Origin of the sequence: Lactobacillus sp. UCMA15818, assembly GCF_030400225.1 — a bacterium.
GTDB lineage: Bacteria > Bacillota > Bacilli > Lactobacillales > Lactobacillaceae > Liquorilactobacillus.
Window position 1 is genome coordinate 322009 of sequence record NZ_VJYB01000002.1, and the last position, 21812, is coordinate 343820.

A 21812-nucleotide genomic window follows, 5' to 3' on the forward strand; every position below is an offset into this window, starting at 1 on the left:
TCTGTAGCTATATGTGATTGGCAGTTCTAAGTCTTCTTTTATTGTTAACCTTATTAAAATAATGGTTGACAGTTAACTTTTGAATATTTACAATGAGGATATCAAAGTGAGAAGAGGGTAATTTATGAAGAGTCAAAAGCTTCATCTTTTAGTATTATCAGGAATCTTGTTAGCAGCAATGATCGTTTGTTCACAGATTACAATTCCGCTGCCAATCGTACCGCTTACAATGCAGACATTTGCAGTTGGGTTGATTGCAAGCCTGTTGCCAGTTACAGATAGTTTTACTGTATTGTGTATCTATCTAATAATGGGTGCAATCGGGTTACCGGTTTTCGCCGAATTTTCTAGTGGATTAGCTGTTTTAACAGGACCAACTGCGGGCTATCTTTATTCATTTCCAATATATTGTTTGATAACGGGATTGATTCTGAAGTACTGGGGAAAGAATTATTTGTCACTGTTCAGCGCAAATCTAATTGGAATGCTTGCTAGTCTTTTAATTGGTTCTTTGTGGATGCTTCCAAATCTGCATCTTAGTCTGCATACGGCACTGATGACAGGAATGATTCCATTCATTATTCCAGGAATTATTAAGGTACTGTTAGCTGTAGTAATTGCACAGCGACTGCAAGGAATAGTCCAAAGACAATTGATAGGGTAGTTTAGCGATTCAATTATCTGAAGCAAAATACTTTTCTATTGTGCTATAATGTTCCTTAAGTTTGAGATTTATTTACAATAAGGAGCATTCAGATGGTAAATAGTAAATTTAATGAGAAAATCGAGCAAATAGGTATTTCAGATATTAGACAATTTGATACAGACACAAGTGATATTCCCGGCATCATCAAGCTGACACTTGGAGAACCTGATTTTAATACACCGGAACATATCAAGAAAGCTGCCATTAAGGCAATTGAAGATAATCAGTCGCATTATTCTCCTAATGCAGGGATTCCAGCTCTGCGTGAGGCAGTTGCATCGTACTACGACGAGAAATTCGACTTGAATTATTCGGCACAGCAAGTTGTAACAACTGTAGGAGCAACAGAAGCAATTGCAGCTAGCCTGCAAACCATTATAAATTCGGGAGATACTGTAATTATCCCGACACCAATTTTTCCCATCTACATTCCAATTACAAAAGTTAATGAAGGCAATGTAATCATGGTTGATACAAGTGATGACGGTTTTGTCTTAACTGCTGAAAAATTGGAGCAGGTGATTGATGAACATCCGCTGGCTCGTGTCAAAGCGGTTGTATTGAACTATCCAAGCAATCCAACGGGAGTGACTTACTCGCGTAAACAAGTTGAAGAGTTGGCAGAAGTTATTCGCAACCGTAATCTTTGGGTAATCAGTGATGAAATCTATGCTGAATTGACGTATACCAAAAAGCATTTTTCTATTGCGCGTGCTATTCCAGACAGGACAATCTTGATTACAGGCCTGTCGAAATCACATGCGATGACTGGTTGGCGGATAGGATATATCCTAGGACCACAAGATTTTATTGACCAAGTTGTGAAATCACATCAGAACTTTGTTACAGCTGCTACGACGATTTCGCAATTTGCAGCCCTTGAAGCAATGACTAATGGTAAAAGTGATAGCAAATTAATGGTAAAAGAATATGGAAAAAGACGCGATTTTATGATGAAGGAGTTAGCAGAAGTTGGATTCAAGATAGCGAGTCCTGATGGGGCATTCTATATCTTTGCTAAGATTCCTGCTAATTGCCCACAAGATTCATGGACCTTTGTGCGTGCCTTGGCGAATGAAGCACATGTTGCAATTATTCCTGGTGTATCATTTGGACCTGGTGGGGATGGTTATGTGCGTATCAGCTATGCAGCAAGTCTTGAAAAATTGAAAGAAGCAGCAAAGCGTATTAAGACATATGTGAAGAATAGAAAGTAAATAAAAAGGCATAATGACAAAAGCAATTTGATTTTGTTGTTATGCTTTTTTTGTGCAAAAAACAGTAATTAAAATTTAGACACTAGATATCAAATGGTTGTCAAGAAACTATTTTATGAGATTGTATTAAAATTGCATCTTTTGTGAATCTCTTTTATTCTCCGTTTTTTAAATAAAACTAAAAATAAGAAACAAATTATAAAAATTTGTAACTTATAATCAAACTAATGTAACGGTTTGTTTTAAAAAAAACAGGAGGGGTTAAAATGGATTCAAAAAAGATACATTACAAGATGTATAAAGCCGGCAAAAACTGGCTATTTGCAAGTATCGTTGTAGTTAGTTTTGGTTTGGGCAGCAGTATGGCAGTAACGAAGGCAAATGCTGACAGCACTTCTTCGACAAGTACAGCCACCAGCGACAGTACCTCCGCCGTAAGTACAAGCGAGTCGTCTGCAAGTAGCGCCACAGCAAGTACAAGCAGTGAAGCAACAAAGGCAGCTGCAACATCTGAAGACACAAGTAGTACGACAGCAAGTACAAGCAGTGAAACAACAAAGGCAGCTGCAACATCTGAAGACACAAGCAGTACGGCAGCAAGTACAAGCAGTGAAACAACAAAGGCAGCTGCAACATCTGAAGACACAAGTAGCGCTGCAGCAAGTACAAGCAGTGAAACAACAAAGACAGCAGCAACATCTGAAGACACAAGTAGCACCGCAAGCACAAGCAGCACACAAGATTCAACTGCAGCAACTACAAACGGTGAAAGTTCAAGTAGCAGTGCGGCAGCAAGTACATCGTCTGAAAGTGCAGTAAATACAGCGACAACTGACAATAGTTCAACTAGTACGGATAATGAGTCAAATAGTGTACAAGTTTCTTATACGACATTGCTTAGCCAGTTAAATGCTGATGCAACTTTGAGTAGTGCTAATAACAGCTTTGTAAATGTTACCGCAGCAAATTTTCTAGATTATTTTACCCTTAACGGGTCAGCAACATATGATGAATCTACAGGTATTGTGACACTTACTACTAATGATAATAATTTAGTGGGGAATTTTTCACTTAAAAGCAAGATAGACATGAATACAAGCTTTACCCTTACTGGAAGTGTGAACCTTGGTTCTAATCCTAATGGAGCAGATGGAATTGGTTTCGCATTCCATAATGGAAACACAAGTGATGTTGGGAATGCAGGGGGTAACCTCGGAATTGGTGGCTTGCAAAATGCAATTGGGTTCAAATTAGATACATGGAGTAATGGTTATCAAGCACCTGATGAGAATGTTTCGGGTGCACAAGTTCCATCCACTGATTCTAATGGCTTTGGCTGGAATGGTGATTCAATGAGTGCTCCTTATGGTACATTTGTTACTACAAGCGACAAACAGATTGAAACAAAAGATGGCACAGAAGTTCAAAGATGGTGGGCTGAAGATGTAGCTGGATCTGCGCAATCATTAAGTAAGACTGATATTGATGGGCAATTCCATAACTTTGTTGTAAGCTATGATGGCAGTACACGACTTTTAACTATTAAATATACACAAACAGACGGGACAATTTTAACATGGAGTACTACAGTGGATTCTTCATATCAGGCAATGGCTTTGATTATCAGTGCTTCAACTGGTGGAGCCAAGAACTTGCAGCAATTCAAGATTACCAGCTTTGATTTCCAAGAAGCCGCTACAGTTGATGTGAAGTATGTTGATCAACAGGGTAATGTGCTGACAACTGGTGAAGTGACTTATCCAAGTGGACCATATGTGAATGGAACTTACACTACAGAGCAAAAAGAAATTCAGAATTATAAGTTCGTTGGGATGGGTAATAGTATGACTGCCAGTGGGAACTTGACTGAAAATGGCAGCAATGGAACTGTCATTTACGTCTACGCTCCTGACTATCAAGCAACTTCAAAAACAGTTAATGAGACAATTAACTATGTCGACCAAAACGGAAAGACGGTAGCGGCTTCATCTACGTCGGCAGTAACCTTTGTCACGGTAACTAATCCAGTTGATGGCAGTATAACCTACTATTATAAGAGCGGAGCGGTTGCTACACCGACAATTGGCAACGATGGAGTTCCAGAAGGTGATGGCTGGACGCAGACAGACAGTGCAAGCTTTGCAGAAGTTGCCAATCCAACGGTTGCTGGCTATAAGGTAATCAGCAACGATGCCCCAGCTAGTGATTTGACAAAAGTTGCAGCACAACAAGTAACAAATGACAGCACAGACCTGAACTATACAGTTGTTTACGCTCCTGACTACCAAGCAACATCAAAGACTATTAACGAAACTATTAACTATGTTGATCAGAATGGAAAGTCAGTTGCGGATTCATACAAAGCGACACCAGTGACATTTGTCACGGTAACTAATCCAGCTGATGGCAGTGTGACCTACTATTATAAGAGTGGAGCAGTTGCCACTCCAACAATTAGCAACGATGGAGTTCCAGAAGGTGATGGCTGGACAAAGACAGATAGTGCAGACTTTACGGAAGTTGTCAATCCAACGATTGCTGGCTATAAGGTAATCAGCAACGATGCCCCAGCTAGTGATTTGACAAAAGTTGCAGCACAACAAGTAACAAATGACAGCACAGACTTGAACTATACAGTGGTCTATGCTGCAAATAAGGAAGCTGCTAAGGTCACATATATTGACGATACAACTGGTAAGACCTTAAGTGCTAAAGATCTTTCTGGATCATTCGGCACAACAGATGACTATCGGACAGCAGATACGATTAAGGATTATGAGAATCAAGGGTATGTTTTAGTCAGTGATGGTTATCCAACTAACGGGGTCGTTTATGACCAAGATGGTGTGGTTAAGAGTTATGAAGTTCATTTGACACATGGCACTACTGAGAATACTGAAAGTAGTAAAGTAAACGAAACAATTCATTATGTTTATAGCGATGGAAGTAAAGCAGCAGATGATTATAATGCAACTGCACTTGAGTTTACAAGAACAGTTACAACGGATAAAGTAACTGGTGAAAAGACTTACGGGGCTTGGACAGCTAAAGACGGTTCGAGTTTTACAGCGGTAACGTCACCAACAATCGCCGGTTACACACCAGATCAAGCTGCAATTGCTCAAATTGATGGAATTACTGGAGATTCAAAGGATATTGAAAAAACAGTTGTTTACACAAAAAATGCTGATCCAGTTGTGCCTACAACACCAGTGACTCCTGCAACACCGACAACACCAAGTAATAATGGTGGCAACAACAATACAAGTAATAATACTACGTTGACTAGTAGTGCATCAGCGACAACAACACCACTGAGCAATGTTACGACAAAGCAAACAGCATCTAAGACAACTACAGCTTCTGCGTCAAGTCTGCCACAGACTGGTGACGAACAAAGCAGCAAGGTATCTGTCATAGGGACAATTCTAATTGCTTTGGCAAGTATTGGTACATTATTCGGTTTGGGAAAACGGAATAGGAAAGAGTCAAAATAGATAACTGCCTGAAAAAATTAAAAGACAATCTAAAAAGAATGACAAAAAATCGGAATGAAAGACTTCCGGTTTTTTGTATGCAATTAATAATGTTTAAAAAAAGTATATAGGCACCGACAAAAGTTCTGGAGGGAAGATTATTCTTAGTGTGGCCCTTAGAAGATATCGCAAATCATAATGATAGTTTAGTGAATGTTCTTGATTATGATAGTTTAGTGAATGTTCTTGATTATGATAGTATAATAGTAAGCATATCGATATAAAGGAAGTATGGCTAATGTATGAAATAACAAAAGACTGTCCCATTGGAGTCTTTGATTCTGGTATTGGCGGTATCAGCGTTCTCCGTGATTTACATCGTCTTATGCCCCAGGAAGATTATCACTTTTTCGGAGACTCGGATAATGCACCATATGGCATCAAAACTACAGATGAGGTCAAAAAATTGAGTTTTGATATTGTTGATCATTTTGTTGAGCAGGAAGTTAAAGCCATCGTGATTGCATGCAATACTGCTACAAGTGCAGCGGTTGGGGATATTCGGCAAGCTCATCCGAACCTCACAGTAATCGGACTTGAGCCAGCTATTAAACCAGCAGTGTTACGAAAGCCTAATTCGCAGATTCTAGTGATGGCTACACCGCTGACATTGAGAGAACAGAAGTTCCAAGAATTATTGAAACAATATGAGAATCTCGCAGACCTAGTGCTGGTTCCGGCACCAGATCTCGTTGAATATATTGAACAAGGCGATCTGAATTCACCAGCTGTGATGAATTATCTGACAGAATTGTTAACGCCATATAAGGAAACAGCAGACTCAATCGTATTGGGCTGCACGCATTTTCCATTCGTGAAGTCTGCCATCCAAGAGGTGATGGGTGACAAGCAATTCATTATTGATGGCGGGCCAGGAGCAGCCAGAGAACTGCAAAGAATTTTGCGTGACAAGGAATTGTTACAGCCTCTGAATCATCAGGGGAAAGTTATCTTCGCTAATAGTGAGATAGGGACAGGCAAGATTGAGCTGAGTGAAAGATTGTTCAATGCGTAAAGGCATGACCTGGCTACAAATGTAGTAAATTTTTTTGCGATTTTTGATTAATATGTCTTGAAATATGAATTTGCAAAACGTATATATGGATATAGAAGCGGAAGTAAAAAGTATATTGAGCGTAATTAAAAAAGCAAGAAATACATTTTAAAATTTAGCTTTTAAGATAAAATAAAGTATGAAAATGGAAAAGTGGCGCCAATATGTTTTAGTGAATACATTCTATAGTGCATAACAAAATGAAAAGTATATAAAATCAGAAATTTTTGCTAAAAAAGGTTATTGATAGTCTTAATGCGTATATAAAATTAGGCTTCGAGTTTAGAAGTTATAATTATCAAATAGATAATGCAACTAAATTTATTAATATACTGTTAAGTAAAGCACATCCGTATCTCACGAGATACAGATGTGCTATTATATATAAAAATGATGCAGTCTGGATGTGTAATTCATTGACCAATGTAGACGATATAAAAATTATAATTAAAGATATTCAAAATAGACGAGAACGTTGGCGGCTTAGTACTCGGCACAAAAATTTACTGACACTTAGTAGGCTAGGAATAGATCAAGATGTTGCACTTGATATGATTTATAATTTATAGGGTCGGTAACTAAGAAAACTTATGCTTTTAATCGTAAGATGAATTAGTGCCTTGACCGACCAGAATTGTATTCTGTTACTTGGTTCTCAATATGCTGAAATTTTGGAGAAAAGCTTGACATCAAAGGAGGTGAACCTGAATGTATCAAGGCCTTAAACTACGGATATATCCTAATTTAGAACAACAAAAACAAATAGTTGAGAACTTTGGGGCAACTAGATTTGTTTGGAATCAGATGTTGGATATGCAAAGCAAGCGTTATAAAAATAATAAAGATTCTAAGTTCTTAAATGGTTTTGCAATGAACTTCTTATTAAGGCAATTAAAAACAGAATATCCATGGTTAAAACAAGCTGAGAGCACCTCACTACAAGACACTTGTGAAACTCTAGCTGTAGCTTTCCAAAGATTTTTTAAGAAGCTTGGGGGATATCCTAAATTTAAGTCGCGAAAATTTCCAAAGCAAAGTTTTAAATCTAAATGTATAAATAACAATGTTAGATTGATTGATAATCATTATTTGAAGCTGCCTAAATTAGGCATTATGAAGTACAGAGGGAAATTCACTGATGACAAAATCAAGTCAACGACTATCCAGTTAAGTCCAACAGGCAAGTTCTATTGCGTTTTACTAATTGAGTGTGAAAATCAAACACAATTTAGTAAGACAAATAAAACTGTCGGTTTGGATATGGGGATAGCTGATTTAATAATTACATCAGATGCTGTTAAATATCCGACAATTAGGTTTGATCAGATTCTTGCTAAGAAGAAACACTATTGGGAAAAACGACTAGCTAGAAGAAGGCTATTAGCACAAAAAGAAATAGCTTGGGATAAACACAACAAAGTCGTTGAACCTAGAGAACTAGCCAACTTTAAGAACTATACCAAGACTAAACAGATGGTCGCTAAATATAGTGAAAAGATAGCTAACCAGAGGAAAGATTATCTTCATAAGATTACAATTGGGTTAGTTAAAGACTATGACAAAATAGTGATTGAAGATTTGAAAACTAATAATATGATTAAGAATCACAAACTAGCTAGAGCAATCGCTAATCAATCTTGGAGAATGCTTAGACTAATGTTGGAATATAAGTGCAAATGGTATGGTAAAGTCCTTAGTGTGGTTAATCCATACAAGACTAGTCAACTCTGCTTTAATTGTGGATATGATGACGGTAAACACGAACTAGATGTAAGAACATGGACTTGTCCTCAATGCCATACACAGCTAGATAGAGATGTAAATGCAAGTAAAAATATATTAAAACTTGGTTTGGGCTAAACCTTAGTAAATAGAGTAAACCGCTGTCGAATACTGAAATGTATGAGATAAGTTATGCTTGTTCCTAGAAGCTCGGTACTTTAGTGCCGACGTAAGTCACTAACTTGGCAAAATTATATTTCAGGACCAATAGCGGATAACCATCAGCCACCTGTTCCTGGCAATATCTGGATTTTTGGGTTAGATATAGATAATCCATCTTGCTATTTAAAATTTCAGGATAAGCCAAGTGGGACTGTTCTGTGGATTTCATTACACGAAGCAGAACACCCATTGTACTTTCCATATAGATAACTAGCTAAAGTTAGTAGAAAAAGAGAGGGTATTGCAATGAAAAAAATAAAAAAATTCTATAACCCCGAATTGGAGACTACAGAAAATTATACCGAAGTTTGGAAACCAGAAGTCATAGAAGTTAAAGATGAGGCTGATTTATTAGTGTTAAATCACTATTGGCAAGATAAACATGGTGACTTGTGGGGAGATTTCGATGATCCAATGGAAAATGTTAGAAGAGGATTTGACGCCTATAGAAAACGTAAAGGTTACATGACTCCTGATGACATTAGAAATTTGCGTAATCAATTAAACATATCAGTAAGAGACTTTGCTAATGCTATTGGAATTGGATTCTCGTCATTAACACAGATTGAAAACAATCAACGTGTGCAGGTGAGATATCAAGACATTTTATTCAGACTTGTTAAGGAAAATTATGAATATCAGAAAAAAATACCTGACATTTTGCAAGAACTTCCTGAGCAACCATTACTTAACAAGCTTGACTCATCTTCATATATCTCTGACGATATTTCGTATACTACCTCGCCGATATACAAAGATAATCTGTTCTTTTACAATAAGTTAGGAGATGTAGCATAGTGAGTGCTTTACAATTTTTGGGATATAAGGTTATGCAAATGAAATATGAGCGAAATACAGGATTTGAATCTGTAAAAGAACCTATTTCTTTAGAACCCAAGATGACAACAAAAATCAATTTAGAAGATAATAATATTAATATCACATTATCAGTTGTTGTTGGTTCTCTAGAGCATAAAAATATTCCATTCCAAGTTAGCTGTTCTATAATAGGAACCTTTGTTTATAAAACCGATGAAGACACCACAAAGATTGGTTTGGACACTTTAATACGTAATAACGCAGTCGCTATTCTTTATCCATATGTCCGTGCCATTATCGCCACATTGACAACGACATCTAATGAATTTCCTGGTTATAATATGCCAACTATTAATGTTAGTAAGGTTCTAGCTCAACAAGATAAAAAGAGAGTGTGACATAAGTGAAGTGCCTTACAAAACTTGGACATGAAAATTAAGTTTTGGAGGTGCTTTTTTGACGCCAAATAATAAGATTAATTGTAGTTTGATTACTTTTGGTTTTACTAAACTAAATGGGGTAAATACATATTCTCCTGAAAAAATGACTGCGAACCAGTTAACCGATTTTTTTGGAAGAATAACAAACATTATTAATGATGAAACTACTCCTAAGAAGAAGCAATGGGTTTTAGAGAAAGCGGGATTTACCATGAGTTTACGTGATATGTTAATTGCAGATAATCCTACAGCAAAAGAAGTACTTAAGTATCAAAATAGTTGCTGCTTATTCAAAACTTATTTTGAAAAGTAGGTTTAAGAATAACATGGATCAATCAGAAATGTCCGAATATCTGGGAATATCTAATGACCCTTATAGATAGTATGAAGGTGGTTCTTTGGATATGAGTGAATTAGAGTATAAAGAAATTATTAATTTAATCACTTGAATGGGCAAGTCAAACAAGAAAAAGTTAAGAATGCTAACTTGTTACGGGTATTGAAGAATAGGGGTACGCAACAGTTGTTTATTGGGGAAGCCAGCCCCAATAAACAACTGACACAAGCTAAGCAATCTTTAGAACGACATAATCAAAAAACGGATAATTACCGACATGAGCACATGGTAGATTATTGACGGACACGTTAATGAACTTACTGTATGACAATCAGCAGGAGCAGACACAAGCAAAAAAAAACAAGCGGATCTAGCATATGAATTAAAGAGAAAGCAACGGCAACACCATAAAAAAGGGCGACATTATGGGACGTTACATAGATAAAGAAATCCTGACTTATCTTTTGAATTAAATTCAATATATGATATAATTAACTTATGAAAACACCAAAGTTTAAGAGCTATCAACGATTAAACGGTCATGATGAATTTGTGGAGTTTTATCAACAATTGTCGGTCAAAGATCGTAAAAAATTAATTGCATTAATCCAAGCAATTGAACAACAAGGACTATTAACAGCTGCCAAAATGGAGTGGATCAAGAAATTAGACAGTAATCTATACGAGATTAGGTCCAAAATTGCTTCAAATATTCAAAGAGGCTTGTATTTTCATGCCGAAGAAGAGCAATACATTATTACGCATGGTTTTACTAAGAAGACCCAGAAAACACCAGTACGTGAAATCAAGCACGCTAAGGAAATTCGAGCAGAATATTATCAACGAAAGGAAGATGAAAAGAATGGCTAATAAAACTTATTTAACAGATATTGATGATATTTTTACCCAAGATTTAAAAGATCCAACCTTTGCCAATGATGTCAAAGCAGAACTAAATAAATTGAATAGTGCTGTGGCAGTACGCAATGAACGTGAAGCTTATGGTTGGACACAGCATGATTTAGCAGAAAGGTCAGGTTTACCACAATCAACAATTGCGAGAGTGGAAAATGGTGCTAACACAAGCATGGATACCATTTCAAAGATTGCGAATGCGTTTGGCAAGTCACTGCAAATTAGTTTCACTTAGTCTGTATGATGATTAATATTTTAAATGGCATTTAAAGAGGCATTCATGGATAAACGAATGTCTTTTTTAATACTTAGTGTGTAATTGAAAATTAAGACAATAACTTTAGAGTATCAACAAGCTTAAAAAAGAAATTTTAACTGAGTTTGTTAAAGAAAGCTAAAAAGGATGTTGATGTAATAACTGTTGAAAAATTAGCATATGTGTTTCAAGTTTCATAAGATGAATTTGGCAGTTTATGGAACATTAGACTTATTCTAAAAATGAATATAGTGAGTTTGTGACACCAAGCCAAGACTGTGTTGATATGTATTATTTTTTGGTTAACGATGTGGAGCTCTTTCCTGCAAGGTACTCGGTAACTATTTTAGTACGAAACTCGAAATTGAATCTAGACATAGTGAACCCCCAAGGTTGAACACGCAATTACGCTATTGGAAGATTGGTTAGCAAGAAAGGGTGAATAATGATGAGATTAGCAGATTTAAAAACAAGTTTCTCTTCAATTCCGCTAGATGAAAAGTTTATTATTGATACTATGGCTGAATTATATGCCGAACGGATTAGAAATAACGTGTCACAGCAAGAACTAGCAGAACGAATTGGTATGAAGCAGCCACAAGTAGCTAAACTCGAAATGTTAGAATCTGTACCAACTCTAAAAACCTTGAACCGATATGCTAAAGGGTTAGGATTAAAATTAAAAGTGGATTTAGTTCGTGCTTAAAATTTTAAAATGAAAAGTCGTCGAAATTTTTAGAGTGATGTGAACTCCTAAAGTTGGAACATAATTTTGGGGGTGTTTACTTTTATTTTTGGCGTTTCCGGTTTTAGCTAGTCCGTAAACCACGTTGTTATCAGCGCAACCGCAAGTGGGGCAAAGAAAGAAGTAAACAATTTTTACACCTCCCAACCGTTGTAGACTGGATAGGTAACGGTTTCAATATACCTTATTAAATATTTTGCCGTATATCATTTATTTTCGGCTTAACCCAGTATAAAAAAACAACGTGGCTTGTGTAAAAAGTATTATATTATTATCCAAAAATGTGTCCACTTTATGGAGCCTTTGAACTTCTCAGCCTATGCATTGGCAAAGAAGATCAATGTACCAACGTCTAGAATACAAGATATTTTACATGACCGGCGACAAATCACTGTTGATACATCTGTTAGATTAGGCAGGTTTTTTGGAGTTTCTGACCGCTATTTTTTAAACTTACAAAATGATATAGATATTCGTAATGCCGAAGAAGAAAAAGGGAATGAGTATAGTCAGATTCGACAATATCAATTTAATAGCCATGAATCATGATTTTAGATTCGGGGTCCATAATTAAAAATCCCCCCATCTATGATGTAGATGTTGGGGACTATTTTGCTGTTTTTATTAATAAATGACATCTGTTTTTCAGAAAAATTGTTGGACTTTTGTACTAATTGAACTAATTTCTTGCTGAGATAAAGTGGCCACAACTTCTCCATCTGATTGTTTTGTTGGATCGACGGCACGGACATGTTGTAATAACGCTGTTCCGTGGACTTCTCCCTTGTCTACTCCAATAAATAAAGGTGATTCAACATACTTTTCTAAGGTGCGATATTTATCAGACGTACTGATTGGTACAACCAGTATCGTATTAAAATAGCGATTATAGTGATCGTTGCTTATAACTAAACACGGTCGCTTTTTCTTAGTTTCAGTGCCTTTAGCTGGATCCAAATTAATCCACAAAATAGCGCCTTGTTTTAATTTCATTAATCAAAATCTTCACTTTCTACGTCTTTACCCCAATCAACTTCTGTTGTACTGAGATTTCCGAACTTTTTTTCTTGTTCATCAACAAGGTGCCATAGATCAGGTTTGCTGCGTACAATCATTACCTTACCACTTGGCTCAATTTGCCACTCAATCGTATCAGCAGATTGAACTTTTAACAGCTCACGTACTGTTTTAGGAACTGTAATCTGATTTTTACTTGTGATTTTCGAACTAACTTTAGTTACGTTACTTGCGCTCACAATATCATCTCCTTACTTTTTCCTTACATAAATAATAACATAACTATTTTTATATCTCAAGAAAAGGAGAAAAAATTATGCAATAAATTGTCTTACATATTAAAGACTCAAACATCCTGCAACGAATTCAAAAATATTTGTTAGAAGATTTTCAGGTTGGTAAAGCTACTTTTTCAGCAGTCTCTAGTTATTAGATTGATCGTTTTTATTTTCTGCGTCTATCTGTAATATAGCAATCATTGGACTTTTGTGTTAACGTTTGGCTAGTATTAGATATCCCTTGTATAATTAAAAATTGTAGAAAAATTAAGGCAATTAAAAACAGAATATTCATGGTTAAAACAAGCTGAGAGCACCTCGCTGCAAGACACTTGTGAAACTCTAGCTGTAACTTTCCAAAGACTTTAAAAAAACTTGGTGGATATCCTAAATTTAAGTCTCGAAAGTTTCCAAAGCAAAATCCTTAGTGTGGTTAATCCATACGCAGCTAGATAGAGATATAAATACAAGCAAAAATATATTAAAACTTGGTTTGGGCTAAACTTTAGTAAATAGAGTAAACTGCTGTCGAATACTGAAATGTATGAGATAAGTTATGCTTGTTCCTAGAAACTTGGTGCTTTAGTGCCGATGTAAGTCACATGAAATATATTCAACTTGATAAATTAGGCTCTCTAGATTAATTTCTAGGGAGACTTTTTTTGTGCATAAAAATAGACCCTCAGAGAGTTAAGTCTGAGAGTCCATGAGTGATGTGGATTGATTAAGTCCACTTTTAAAGGGATTAACCCAATAACTATCACAATCTCTATGCTCATATTAGCATGCTCTATCAACATTGTCTAGTATCTGATATACTGATTAAGGCTACAGTACAAGGCTGATTACCTTTAATTAAACTGTATGCTAAGGGGTGAAACCCAATGACTTTAACAATCTCAGCTTCTTTAGTCGTTCAACTATTTATCATTTATTTGATATTTAGAGATGATGATAAGAAGTAGTTTACTGAGCACTGGGATATTTTTATCCTAGTGTTTTTTAAATCTGTTTTCAATTTATAGGGTCGGTAACTAAGAAAACTTATACTTTTAAGCGTAAGATGAATTAGGGCTTTGATCGCCCAGAATTGTATTCTGTTAATTGGTTCTCAATATGTTGGAACTTTGGGGCAACCAGATTTGTTTGGAATCAGATGTTGGATATGCAAAGTAAACGCTATAAGAACAATAAAGATTCTAGGTTCTTAAATGGTTTTGCAATGAACTTCTTATTAAGGAAATTAAAAACAGAATATTCATGGTTAATCCATACGCAGCTAGATAGAGATATAAATACAAGTAAAAATATATTAAAACTTGATTTGGGCTAAACCTTAGTAAATAGAGTAAACTGCTGTCGAATACTGAAATGTATGGAATAAGTTATGCTTGTTCCTAGAAGCTTGGTACTTTAATGCCGATGTAAGTCACATGAAATATATTCAACTTGATAAATTAGGCTCTCTAGATTAATTTCTAGGGAGTCTTTTTTGTACATAAAAATAGACCCTCAGAGAGTTAAGTCTGAGAGTCCATGAGTGATGTGGATTGTTCAAGTCCACTAAGATGTGATAATCTTGACCTATCACTATTTCCAACTAAATGATAACATTTTCTATATTTAATGTCTAGTGTCTGATAGCCTGATCAAGGCTACAGTAAAAGACCGTTCATCTTTAGTAACACTGTATGCTAAGAGGTGTTATTCTTGACTTTAACAATTTCCGCTTCTTTAGTCATCCAACTATTTATCATTTATTTGATATTTAAAAAGGATGATAAGAAGTAGTTTACTGAGCACTGGGATATCTTTATCCTAGTGTTTTTTAAATCTATTTTCAATTTATTAGGCCTCTTTGAGATGCTTAATGAATTGACTTCGATTGGGATACTTCTTTTTTAAATCTAATAGGCAATTTTTAATTTCTACATCCTTATCTATGTCCCAACCATCGGCTTGTGGATCTTTGTAATAATGAATGGGATTTCTGGTACCTTTAAAAGGTTTATTGATCCATCTATCATAAATTGGGTCACCAGGAGTTAAAGGTGTACCTTCAAAGTAATATCGATTATCCGATTTTGGATATTCTTTAATATCATGGATCTTGGCTACTAATTTTACTGAGCCGTTAAAAATTAATGCTACATATGACTCAAATAAAGCTCGCTTACCGAGCTTCCATATCCCCAAGTTATGTTCCCAAAGTTCTTTTGCAGTAGCAGTGAATGAATAGCCAACCCATTCGATAGGAGTTATATTTGGATAATCAAGTTTGGCTTCCTGCTGACTAGGTAAAGTAATAAATATCATTAATTTTCCTCCAAATAAGTCTAATCTTTTCTTTTCTGTTACGTATCCCTTTTTGTTTCTAATGGAAATTATAGCACATTGAGTTTGAAAAATTATTATGTAATAAGTTTTCAAAAAAATTATGGATTTAATCATGCAAAATAATAATCTACTCTTTGAGTATTTTTACAATCTTAGATCAAAAAAATGAGGGATAAAATTCTTGGATTTTAAGAATTTTATCCCTCATTTTTTGTAGACATAGATTAGGCTTTGACTGATATTTTATTTAAAATCACCGCTCAATAATTTTCTTCGCCTTATCAATCACTCCAGCGCGCCACTTATAGATGGATTGCCTAGATACACCCAGCATCTGCGCCATCTTGGTTATGCTCATACCTGCAACACGATTCGCAAGATACGCTTGTTCCTGCATTGAGCACTTCTCCCAGAGCTCTTGGAAGAATGCACTGGCAAGGATCTCACCTTCAAAGTTCAAAGCAAGTGGGTCTGGATGTACGAACTCTTGCCCGGAATCTGAATCACCTGCAACCACTAGTGACAGAGGTTCACAGTGTGCTTGCTGTCTAACTTCTTTGCGAATACAGTCGAGCAGGCGCCACTTAATTCGGCGAAATGCATATGGACCGAATAACTCTAGATCTTCATGTGAATGTGTTGCAAAGAAGGTCTCGTAAGCATCAACGTATAATAAGCAGCCCTCTTGGTATAGATCCTGATAATCACTTCTAGAAGGTGCAATTCCCAAACTTTTTAGTACCCCATGGATTAGCTTTGTATTGTTGTCTTGTAACAGATGTTTAAATGCAAAAGTGGATATCTTATCATTCATTTTTGAATCACTCCAGTTGATTTGAATTGATTCAAGGCCTTAAATCATCTTCAGAGTACACAAAAATACTGATTCTAGTAACATAGAAGAAATGGTTAAATAGGTAGATTAAAATTAATATGGTAATTTATTAGAGCAAACTTTATAATAGAAGTAGAGCGATGTAAGCGATGACAAAAATGAAAAAGGGTAGAGGGGACAGCAAATGCATCATGAAAAAATTTTATTTCATGGATTCGACCTTGATGAGATTATCTTCAATTCGGAGTTGGATACAAAAGCGGTGATTAATCCGCAAAGTACGCTTTTTGTTCTTAATTGTCTTAATTACAAAAAGCTGGGATGCAAATCAATCTTGGTTGACAAGTACAGGGGGATTGTCAGAACTAACAAGGAGACTAAGAAGTTAATTAATCAATTTGTGAACAATCAGGCAGTTAGCTTCTTGGGAACAAGGATGATGGCACAAAGCAAAGAGGGGCTACCATACGTCTATGGTAGAAAGGTGATAGTACCAATGTCTGGAGCAACGCAGCATTCGACTGATTGGCTGCTGGTAAATAATACGATTTGCGTCACATTTACAGAGAATAAAAGAAATATGACGATGATCTTCAAAGAGTTCTTAGGTGCACCACTAAAGATGGACTTAATGGTTAACAAGATAGTAGTTAAGCGACAGCTGCGAATAGCTGGAAATATTATGTTGAAGCAATGCGAAGTAGTGGATGAGGTCAATGTTGAATTTCAAGATATTAAACAATCAGATGTCTATAATATTTGTAGACAGTATTCAGATCAGGAATCTGAATGCAGCTCGCTAAAGAATGAGTTGGATTGGGGAGTCCATTATATTATTGAATCTGTGCTCAAGCATGTTCTAGGTGATGATGTATCAGAGGGATTAGTTGCAGAGATTGCGAAGGATATTAAGAGAAAAAGCAGGGAAATCATCTAATGTTAAACCAAAATTTTTTTACAAACGGAGGTAGAAAAAAAGTAAGTCAAATGATATTTGTTAGATTAATGTAAAACACAAGATAAACGGATAACATATTACTACAATATGTTATTTTTTTGTTCAATCACAAGCGTTAGTAGGTTTTATGATTTTTTCTATGATTTTTTGGGTATTCTAATTTACTTAAATATGTGTATAATTAAAATGTAATTGTTCTTCTGTTAGACAGCTTATTTTAGAAGGGGGAGTCGTAGGTGTGAATGATGATTTACAAGGAATTAGTTTCAGTAATAGCAGGATTCTTGATCGTGAGAAACTCAGAAGTCGTCATCTATACCATTTCTGTAAGAGAATCATAGATATGGTGTTAAGTGCCTGCGGGTTGGTAATATTATCTCCAGTGCTTCTAGCAGTTGCTGGAGGTATTAAACATGAGGAAAAGGGCGGCACAGTTATTTATAGGCAGCAGCGTGTGGGTAAGAACGGTGAATTATTTTCAATATACAAGTTCCGCTCAATGTGCATGGGTGCCGATAAGAAGCTTGAAGAATTGAAGCAGCTCAATGAAGTTGAGGGTGCGATGTTCAAGCTGCATAATGATCCTCGCGTTACCAAAATTGGCAAGTTACTTAGAAGAACGAGTCTTGATGAATTACCACAATTATACAATGTCCTAAAGGGTGACATGAGTCTTGTAGGTCCGCGTCCCCCGTTGCCTAATGAGGTTGCACATTATTCTGAATACGATAAGCAGCGTTTGCTGGTTGTACCAGGCTGTACTGGTCTGTGGCAAGTGAGTGCTAGAAATGAAGTCGGGTTCCATGAGATGGTGGAATTGGATCTGCAATATATACAAAAAAGCGGCTTATTGTATGATTTGGCATTAATCTTAAAAACAATAAAAATAATGATAGTTCCGAATGGGGCATATTAGAGAAGGCAGAATTTATGAAGATAGGAGTAGCGGGGACTGGATATGTTGGGTTGAGTATTGCCTCATTATTATCACAACATTATGAAGTAACAGCGGTGGATATTATCCCTGAAAAAGTAAATAGGTTAGCTTTATTTTAAACAAAATTGAGAAACTTAGTGAAATTGATTGTTGTAATAGAAAAGATAAAAAGAGTAATATAGTTGCTTATATTATAGTTGGTTTAAAAATTAAATTAATTTATTTAATTTTTTGTTATCAAATGTTAATTGAGAAATAAAAAATCTATTAGGAGCTATTATTGTATGAAAGATGTATTTATTGTTGGTTCTAAAGGTATTCCAGCAAACTATGGTGGATTTGAAACTTTTGTTGATAACTTGGTGACTCGAAAAAAAGATAAAAAAATAAAATATCATGTAGCTTGTATGACGTTTAAAAAAGCAAAAAGATATGAGTATAATGGTGCTGATTGTCAACAAATTACAGTTCCAAATATTGGGGGAGCAAGAGCTATTGTTTATGATCTAAAAGCGCTAAGTTGGGCCTTGAAAATTATTAAACAAAATAATATCAAAAATGGAATTGTTTATATTCTAGCTTGTCGAGTTGGACCGTTGTTACATTATTATGTTAAAGAATTTCATAAATATGGTTTTAAAATCTGGGTTAATCCAGATGGACATGAATGGAAAAGGGAAAAATGGTCATTTCCTGTTCGAAAATATTGGAAATTTTCCGAGAAATTAATGATTAAAAATTCAGATTTTATTATTTGTGATAGTAAGACAATTGAAAAGTATATTCAGCGAGAATATTCAAAATATAATCCAAAAACTACATTTATTGCGTACGGTGCAGACATAATTCAATCATTCTTAACTAAAAAGGACAAATCTGTTAAGGAATGGTATGAGAAAAATAAAGTTATATTAGATAGTTATTTTTTAATTGTTGGGCGGTTTGTACCTGAAAATAATTTTGAGATAATGATTCGAGAGTTTATGAATAGTAATATTGAGGAAGATTTGATTATAGTTACTAATGTTGAAAAAAATAAGTTTTATGAAAATTTGAAACGGAAAACACATTTTGAAAAAGATCCACGAATTAAATTTGTTGGAACGGTGTATGACCAGCAACTGCTAAAATTTATTAGGGAACATGCTATGGCGTATGTACATGGTCATTCTGTTGGGGGAACAAATCCTTCATTGCTGGAAGCTTTAGCTAGCACAAAACTAAACTTATTATATGATATTGGGTTTAATAGAGAAGTGGGAAGAGATGGGGCATTTTATTGGTCTGAATCAAAGGGTTCTTTAGGCAACCTTTTAAATCTTACAATATCGTTACATGAAAAGGAAATTATGGATAAAAATTCAGTAAGCAAAAAAATAATATTAGATTCTTATTCTTGGGAAAAAATAGTTGATGAGTATGAGCTATATATAGAATTATAAATAGTTATATTAAAAAAGGAGTAAGTTTTTAATGAATGATTTTTTGAAATTTTTTAAAAAAATTGATGGTTTTGACGTGATAAGAAAGACAATATATAATCATATCTTTTTCCGTACTTGTATTCTGTTACTTATTTCAGGGCCTTCAAAAAAATCATTGGAAATTACACGCTTATTTATTCAAAATAAAATAGTTTGTAAATTAAGAAGAAAATACAAAAGTTATATATTGGGTGAAAAAGAAAAAATTTCAATGAGCGGAGATATTCAACGTAGTGAATGTAGAAAAATATGGTTTTTTTGGGCACAAGGAATTGAAAATGCCCCTGTAATTGTTAAAAAATGCTATGAGTCACTATGTGAAAATTTAAAGAACAGGAATATAGTAGTTTTAGATGAATATAATTATAAAAAGTATATTAGTTTTCCAAATTATATTCAGAGGAAAATTGATACAGGGATAATAACAAAAACTCATATATCTGATTTGCTAAGAGTTGCTTTATTATCTGAATACGGTGGAACTTGGATTGATGCAACGGTTTATTGTTCTGGTGATAATTATGAAAATTATATGTTTGACTCTGATTTATTTGTTTTTAGTTCATTAAAACCAGGACTTGATGGGAAGTCAACTCAAATTTCAAGTTGGTTTATTACTTCATCGCCTAAAAATCCTATCATTTTGTTAACCAAAAAATTGCTCTATAGATACTGGTTGTCGAATAATAAGATGATTGATTATTTTCTTCTTCATGATATGTTTCAATTAGCTATTGAAACATATCATGAAGAATGGGGAAAAATAGTTCCATTTGATAATTCTACACCTCACATTTTATTGCTCCGCCTGTTTGATAAGTATGACGAAAAGACATGGGCGGCTATAAAGAAGAGGACCTCATTTCATAAATTGAGTTATAAATTCAACTTAGAATCAATGGATACCTACGATACTTATTATGAAAGAATAATTAAATTATAACCAAAGCATAGAACAAATCATTTATTTAAAAATATTTTGCCGGTATTTAGGCTTTATGCTAGTTTAGAAGGAGAAAAAAGTGGATCTTTCAATTATAGTTCCAATTTACAATACTGAAAATGAAAAGCTAATAAGATGTTTAAAGTCATTAACTAAATTTAAGAATATATCTTTCGAAGTGCTAATGATCAATGATGGATCCTTATCATACATAGAGACTATTTGTGCCAAATTCACTAAAAACAATTCAAATTTTAATTATTTGTGGAAGGAAAATGGTGGAGTAAGTAGTGCAAGAAATTATGGATTGAAATGTGCACAGGGAGAATACGTACTTTTTGTGGATGCTGATGATTTTATATGGGCAGATAAAATAGAAAAGAGTTATCTTAGAGGTGATTTCATCATTTTTGATACTTTAAAAAAAAATCATGTAAAACAACCTATTTTCAAAAATAATTATACTGGGAAAATAGAAAAAATAGAGTTGGTAAAAGCAGTAACAACTACAGATTTGCTAAATGGTATTGCGGGTAAAATTATTAAAAAAAAATCCTTTTCTGAATTGAAATTAAATGAGAATTTGGTAACAGGAGAAGACTTAGATTTTGTTATAAGAATTATCAAAAAATCAAAGTATGTATTATACATTAAAGAATACATGTATATGTATGAATATGATTCTAAGAGTGCAAAAAAAAGACTTACTGAACAACCGTATAAATTTTTAATGTCTATTATGAAAAATTATAAAGATCGTTTAAAATTAATAGATATGTATTTGTGCAATGAAAAACACAAAAGAAATTTTGTTAGAAAAACAAATAATATTTTTATGAACAAAATTGTGGGTTTTATGTATTCTCTATATCTTGAAAAAATAGACGGGAAATTATTCAAAAGAATTATATATAGTGTATGTATAACCATTAACTGGAATGAGTTGTGTGTTTTTTCAAAAGAATTTTTAATATGGAATCTGATTATAAATAAAAAATGGGATTTTCTTGTGTGTCTTTTTAAATATAGAAAAATTGTAATGGGGGATTGAACT

22 protein-coding genes and 2 pseudogenes are annotated in these 21812 nt (G+C 34.5%); 20 read left to right on the top strand and 4 right to left on the bottom strand.

Annotated elements, in window-relative coordinates; all coding sequences use genetic code 11:
- Positions 1-124: 124 nt before the first annotated feature.
- From FFX44_RS04560 to FFX44_RS04620, 13 genes are all read left to right on the top strand, one after another.
- Positions 125-664, top strand: coding sequence for a biotin transporter BioY (locus FFX44_RS04560; RefSeq protein ID WP_289978344.1), 540 nt, complete (start codon positions 125-127; stop codon positions 662-664).
- Positions 665-756: 92 nt separating this feature from the next.
- Positions 757-1923, top strand: a complete 1167-nt coding sequence (locus tag FFX44_RS04565) for a pyridoxal phosphate-dependent aminotransferase (protein WP_289978345.1) — start codon at positions 757-759, stop codon at positions 1921-1923.
- A 266-nt stretch (positions 1924-2189) separates the two neighbouring features.
- On the top strand, positions 2190-5420 hold the full coding sequence (locus FFX44_RS04570; protein WP_289978347.1) for a MucBP domain-containing protein: 3231 nt from the start codon (positions 2190-2192) through the stop codon (positions 5418-5420).
- Positions 5421-5697: 277 nt separating this feature from the next.
- Positions 5698-6474 carry a glutamate racemase gene (murI, locus tag FFX44_RS04575; RefSeq protein ID WP_289978349.1) on the top strand — a complete coding sequence of 259 codons (777 nt, stop codon included), beginning with the start codon at positions 5698-5700 and terminating at the stop codon, positions 6472-6474.
- Positions 6475-6929: 455 nt separating this feature from the next.
- Entirely contained in the window at positions 6930-7082 is a 153-nt protein-coding gene (locus tag FFX44_RS04580; protein ID WP_289978351.1) for a hypothetical protein, read from the top strand.
- 139 nt (positions 7083-7221) lie between these two features.
- The gene (locus FFX44_RS04585; RefSeq protein WP_289978353.1) at positions 7222-8373 is read left to right on the top strand and encodes an RNA-guided endonuclease TnpB family protein; all 1152 of its coding nucleotides are present in this window, start codon (positions 7222-7224) and stop codon (positions 8371-8373) included.
- A gap of 330 nt (positions 8374-8703) precedes the next feature.
- Positions 8704-9255 carry a helix-turn-helix domain-containing protein gene (locus FFX44_RS04590; protein ID WP_289978354.1) on the top strand — a complete coding sequence of 184 codons (552 nt, stop codon included), beginning with the start codon at positions 8704-8706 and terminating at the stop codon, positions 9253-9255.
- The gene (locus tag FFX44_RS04595; protein WP_289978356.1) at positions 9255-9674 is read left to right on the top strand and encodes a protein-export chaperone SecB; all 420 of its coding nucleotides are present in this window, start codon (positions 9255-9257) and stop codon (positions 9672-9674) included. The genes FFX44_RS04590 and FFX44_RS04595 overlap by 1 nt, the downstream gene beginning before the upstream one ends.
- A gap of 58 nt (positions 9675-9732) precedes the next feature.
- Positions 9733-10029 (top strand): hypothetical protein, encoded by a 297-nt coding sequence (locus tag FFX44_RS04600; RefSeq protein WP_289978358.1) that lies wholly within the window; start codon positions 9733-9735, stop codon positions 10027-10029.
- A gap of 522 nt (positions 10030-10551) precedes the next feature.
- Positions 10552-10923 (top strand): type II toxin-antitoxin system RelE/ParE family toxin, encoded by a 372-nt coding sequence (locus tag FFX44_RS04605; RefSeq protein WP_289978359.1) that lies wholly within the window; start codon positions 10552-10554, stop codon positions 10921-10923.
- Complete coding sequence (locus tag FFX44_RS04610; RefSeq protein ID WP_289978361.1) at positions 10916-11203, top strand: helix-turn-helix transcriptional regulator; 288 nt, start codon at positions 10916-10918, stop codon at positions 11201-11203. Before FFX44_RS04605 ends, FFX44_RS04610 begins: the two co-directional genes overlap by 8 nt.
- Positions 11204-11672: 469 nt before the next feature.
- Positions 11673-11930 carry a helix-turn-helix transcriptional regulator gene (locus FFX44_RS04615; RefSeq protein ID WP_289978363.1) on the top strand — a complete coding sequence of 86 codons (258 nt, stop codon included), beginning with the start codon at positions 11673-11675 and terminating at the stop codon, positions 11928-11930.
- Between the two features lie 333 nt (positions 11931-12263).
- A complete protein-coding gene (locus FFX44_RS04620; protein ID WP_289978365.1) occupies positions 12264-12518 on the top strand; it encodes a HigA family addiction module antitoxin in 255 nt (84 codons plus the stop codon).
- A gap of 96 nt (positions 12519-12614) precedes the next feature.
- Here FFX44_RS04620 and FFX44_RS04625 read toward each other — a convergent pair whose 3' ends face one another.
- A complete protein-coding gene (locus FFX44_RS04625; protein ID WP_289978367.1) occupies positions 12615-12962 on the bottom strand; it encodes a type II toxin-antitoxin system PemK/MazF family toxin in 348 nt (115 codons plus the stop codon).
- Complete coding sequence (locus FFX44_RS04630; RefSeq protein WP_289978368.1) at positions 12962-13225, bottom strand: type II toxin-antitoxin system PrlF family antitoxin; 264 nt, start codon at positions 13223-13225, stop codon at positions 12962-12964. Before FFX44_RS04630 ends, FFX44_RS04625 begins: the two co-directional genes overlap by 1 nt.
- 1165 nt (positions 13226-14390) lie before the next feature.
- On the opposite strand from FFX44_RS04630, the pseudogene FFX44_RS04635 reads away from it, so the two are divergent.
- A pseudogene (locus FFX44_RS04635) lies at positions 14391-14531 on the top strand (helix-turn-helix domain-containing protein); the annotation flags it as partial.
- A 581-nt stretch (positions 14532-15112) separates the two neighbouring features.
- Here FFX44_RS04635 and FFX44_RS04640 read toward each other — a convergent pair.
- Complete coding sequence (locus tag FFX44_RS04640) at positions 15113-15580, bottom strand: hypothetical protein (protein WP_289978369.1); 468 nt, start codon at positions 15578-15580, stop codon at positions 15113-15115.
- 274 nt (positions 15581-15854) lie between these two features.
- The gene (locus tag FFX44_RS04645; protein ID WP_289978370.1) at positions 15855-16415 is read right to left on the bottom strand and encodes a sigma-70 family RNA polymerase sigma factor; all 561 of its coding nucleotides are present in this window, start codon (positions 16413-16415) and stop codon (positions 15855-15857) included.
- Between the two features lie 205 nt (positions 16416-16620).
- On the opposite strand from FFX44_RS04645, the gene FFX44_RS04650 reads away from it, so the two are divergent.
- The 6 genes and pseudogenes from FFX44_RS04650 (at position 16621) to FFX44_RS04675 (ending at position 21809) form a co-directional block, all read left to right on the top strand.
- Complete coding sequence (locus FFX44_RS04650) at positions 16621-17373, top strand: hypothetical protein (protein ID WP_289978371.1); 753 nt, start codon at positions 16621-16623, stop codon at positions 17371-17373.
- A gap of 259 nt (positions 17374-17632) precedes the next feature.
- Complete coding sequence (locus FFX44_RS04655; RefSeq protein ID WP_289978372.1) at positions 17633-18310, top strand: sugar transferase; 678 nt, start codon at positions 17633-17635, stop codon at positions 18308-18310.
- A 14-nt stretch (positions 18311-18324) separates the two neighbouring features.
- Positions 18325-18429, top strand: a pseudogene (locus FFX44_RS04660) (UDP-glucose 6-dehydrogenase); the annotation flags it as partial.
- A 186-nt stretch (positions 18430-18615) separates the two neighbouring features.
- On the top strand, positions 18616-19773 hold the full coding sequence (gene cps2T, locus FFX44_RS04665) for a beta 1-4 rhamnosyltransferase Cps2T (RefSeq protein WP_289978373.1): 1158 nt from the start codon (positions 18616-18618) through the stop codon (positions 19771-19773).
- A gap of 31 nt (positions 19774-19804) precedes the next feature.
- A complete protein-coding gene (locus FFX44_RS04670; RefSeq protein ID WP_289978374.1) occupies positions 19805-20758 on the top strand; it encodes a capsular polysaccharide synthesis protein in 954 nt (317 codons plus the stop codon).
- Between the two features lie 79 nt (positions 20759-20837).
- Positions 20838-21809 (top strand): glycosyltransferase family 2 protein, encoded by a 972-nt coding sequence (locus FFX44_RS04675; RefSeq protein ID WP_289978375.1) that lies wholly within the window; start codon positions 20838-20840, stop codon positions 21807-21809.
- Positions 21810-21812: the final 3 nt, after the last annotated feature.